Origin of the sequence: Mesorhizobium sp. M7D.F.Ca.US.004.03.1.1 (assembly GCF_003998635.1) — a bacterium.
GTDB classification, from domain to species: domain Bacteria; phylum Pseudomonadota; class Alphaproteobacteria; order Rhizobiales; family Rhizobiaceae; genus Mesorhizobium; species Mesorhizobium loti.
Map to the genome: position 1 here is coordinate 1 of NZ_RZQG01000702.1, position 3212 is coordinate 3212.

A 3212-nucleotide genomic window follows, 5' to 3' on the forward strand; every position below is an offset into this window, starting at 1 on the left:
CTTGGCGGAAGCCGCGGCCTTGCCGATATCACCGGCACTTTCGCCGTCCTGCAACAGCACGGCGATGGGTGTGTTGACCTTGACGCCTTCGGTGCCGGCAGCGATCAGGATCTTGCCCAGCGTGCCTTCGTCAACGGCTTCGACTTCCATCGTCGCCTTGTCGGTCTCGATCTCGGCGATGACGTCGCCGGCGACGACCTTGTCGCCCTCGTTCTTCAACCACTTGGAAAGATTGCCCTCTTCCATGGTCGGCGAGAGAGCGGGCATGAGAATTTCGATCGGCATGTCCTTGCCCTCCCGTTACAATACGATATTGGTCCAGAGCTCGGACGGATCCGGCTCCGCGTCGTTCTGGGCAAATTCGGCGGCGTCGGCGACGATGTCGCGGACCTCCTTGTCGATGGTCTTGAGTTCGTCCTCGGTCGCCCACTTCTTCTCGATCAGCCGCGCCTTGACCTGTTCGATCGGGTCATGCTCGGAGCGCATCTTCTGCACTTCTTCCTTGGAGCGATACTTCGCCGGATCGGACATCGAGTGGCCGCGATAGCGATAGGTCTGCATTTCGAGGATCAATGGGCCGTTGCCGGCACGGCACCATTCGGTGGCCAGGTCGCCCGCCGCCTTGACGGCGCGGACATCCATGCCGTCGACCTGGATGCCGGGAATCTTGAAGGAGGCGCCGCGATGCGAAAAGTCCGTCTCGGCCGACGAGCGCGAGACCGAGGTGCCCATGGCATAGCGGTTGTTCTCGATGATGTAGATCACCGGCAGCTTCCACAGCGAGGCCATGTTGAAGCTTTCATAGACCTGGCCCTGGTTGGCCGCACCGTCGCCGAAATAGGTCAGCGAGACATTGTTGTTGTCGCGGTAGCGGTTGGCGAAGGCCAAGCCCGTGCCGAGCGACACCTGCGCGCCGACGATGCCGTGGCCGCCGTAAAAGTGCTTTTCCTTGGAGAACATATGCATGGAGCCGCCCTTGCCCCGTGACAAGCCGCCGCGACGCCCGGTCAGCTCGGCCATGACGCCACGCGGCGACAGCTCCATCGCCAGCATGTGACCGTGGTCGCGATAGGCGGTGATCATCTGATCGCCGTCGATCAGCGCCATCTTCATGCCGGTGACGACCGCTTCCTGGCCGATATAGAGATGGCAGAAGCCGCCGATGAAGCCCATGCCGTAAAGCTGGCCGGCCTTTTCCTCGAAGCGGCGGATGAGCAGCATGTGCCGGTAAGCGGCAAGCTCTTCGTCCTTGGTGAATTCGGCGGGCTTGGGGGCCGAAAGCCCCGATTTGCCGTCGGATTTGGATTTGGCAGGCGCTTTTCTGGCGGCGGTGGCCATGCATCACTCCCTGTTGGCGTCTCTTTGTGGACATTAGAGCAGAGGAAATCTGCTCTGGGGAGATCAGCTCCTCCCCACCGATTTGAGGGAGGCTAACACGCGTTAAAGCGTTGCGCCATGCCGAATTTGCATAGCTGGCATGCGCCTAAGCGATTAAAATCATTGAAAATATTGGCGATTAACTCGATATCGGTTATTTCGCCGCCGCCGGCAACATGATGGTGATTTCATCAGCCTGGGACAGATTGAGCGCCTTGCGCGCCTGCTCGTCGAGCATGTCCTTCTCCAGCGTGCCTTCATGCATCAGTCGAACGCGGCGCTCGAGTTCCATGCGGCGCGCCTTGATCGCATCGAGCTGGCTCTGCAGCGCAACCGTCTGGGCTTCCAGCTGATATTTCGAATAGATGCCGAATTCACCGTGATAGGCATGAAAGCCAAAATAGGCCAGGAACGCCACGCAGAGCGAGGGAATGATCAGCCGGCCGGTGTTTCTCTGCTTGTGCTGACGCGTCCACATCGCCCGATTCCTCTCGGCCGCGAACTCAGGCGGCTCACGACCTTTTTCGCCCGATTGTGCTTAACGGACGGTTACGGGTGACCGGTTTGGCGAGCCGAAATGAAAAAGGGCGGGAATGCTCCCGCCCTTTCATCCGATATCCGGGATCCCGAATCCCGAATGCTTGCGGATCAGTCCTTGACCACCGACTTGCCGGCATAGCTTGCCTGCTTGCCGAGCTCTTCCTCGATGCGGATCAGCTGATTGTACTTGGCCATGCGGTCGGAGCGCGACAGCGAGCCGGTCTTGATCTGTCCGCAATTGGTGGCAACCGCGAGATCGGCGATGGTCGAATCCTCGGTTTCGCCCGAGCGGTGAGACATGACGGCGGTGTAGCCGGCCTTGTGCGCGGTTTCGACGGCGTCGAGCGTTTCCGTCAGCGAGCCGATCTGGTTGACCTTGACTAGGATCGAATTGGCAACGCCCATGCGGATGCCGTCGCGCAGCCGTGCGGTGTTGGTGACGAACAGGTCGTCGCCGACCAGCTGGGTCTTCTTGCCGATCAGGTCGGTGAGGTACTTCCAGCCTTCCCAGTCGTCCTCGGCCAAGCCGTCCTCGATCGAGATGATCGGATAATCGGCGGCAAGCTTGGCCAGGTATTTGGCCTGGGCCTTGGGGTCACGTGTCTTCTTCTCGCCCTCATAGACGTAGTTGCCGTCCTTGAAGAACTCGGTCGCCGCGCAATCAAGGCCGAGCGCGATCTCCTCGCCCGGCTTGAAGCCGGCCTGCTCGATCGATTCCATGATGAAGTCGAGCGCCACCGGCGCGCTTTTCAGGTTCGGGGCAAAGCCGCCCTCATCGCCGACATTGGTGTTGTGGCCGGCGTCCTTCAGTTTCTTGCGCAACGTGTGGAAGATTTCCGAACCCCAGCGCACCCCTTCGCGCAGCGTCGGCGCGCCGATCGGCATGATCATGAATTCCTGGAAGTCGATCGGGTTGTCGGCATGCGCGCCGCCATTGATGATGTTCATCATCGGCACCGGCAGGACGTGTGCCTTGGTGCCGCCGACATAGCGGTAGAGCGGCAGGCCGGCGGCTTCGGCCGCGGCCTTGGCCACCGCCAGGGAGACGCCGAGAATGGCGTTGGCGCCGAGCCGGCTCTTGTTGGGCGTGCCGTCAAGCTCGATCATGGTCTGGTCGATATGGATCTGGTTTTCGGCCTCCATGCCGCCGATCGCCTCGAACAGCTCACCGTTCACCGCTTCGACGGCCTTGAGCACGCCCTTGCCGAGATAGCGGGCGCCGCCGTCGCGCAGTTCGACGGCCTCGTGGGCACCGGTCGAGGCGCCCGACGGGACCGCCGCGCGGCCCATCGAGC

The 3212-nt window shown here is 61.5% G+C and carries 4 protein-coding genes; all 4 read right to left on the bottom strand.

The window, feature by feature from the left end; translation table 11 throughout:
* A partial coding sequence (locus EN935_RS28300; protein WP_348629915.1) for a biotin/lipoyl-containing protein occupies nt 1–285 on the bottom strand: 285 nt, incomplete at its 3' end.
* 15 nt (nt 286–300) lie between these two features.
* Nucleotides 301–1338: a pyruvate dehydrogenase (acetyl-transferring) E1 component subunit alpha gene (gene pdhA, locus EN935_RS28305; protein ID WP_126069177.1), complete on the bottom strand. Its 1038-nt coding sequence runs from the start codon at nt 1336–1338 to the stop codon at nt 301–303.
* Nucleotides 1339–1531: 193 nt separating this feature from the next.
* The gene (locus tag EN935_RS28310) at nt 1532–1855 is read right to left on the bottom strand and encodes a septum formation initiator family protein (RefSeq protein WP_127263519.1); all 324 of its coding nucleotides are present in this window, start codon (nt 1853–1855) and stop codon (nt 1532–1534) included.
* Between the two features lie 170 nt (nt 1856–2025).
* A partial coding sequence (gene eno, locus EN935_RS28315; RefSeq protein ID WP_127373851.1) for a phosphopyruvate hydratase occupies nt 2026–3212 on the bottom strand: 1187 nt, incomplete at its 5' end.

Excerpts from the sequence above, each read along its gene's own strand:
- pdhA (WP_126069177.1), bottom strand. The coding sequence starts at position 1,338 with ATGGCCACCGCCGCCAGAAAAGCGCCTGCCAAATCCAAATCCGACGGC.
- EN935_RS28310 (WP_127263519.1), bottom strand. The coding sequence starts at position 1,855 with ATGTGGACGCGTCAGCACAAGCAGAGAAACACCGGCCGGCTGATCATT.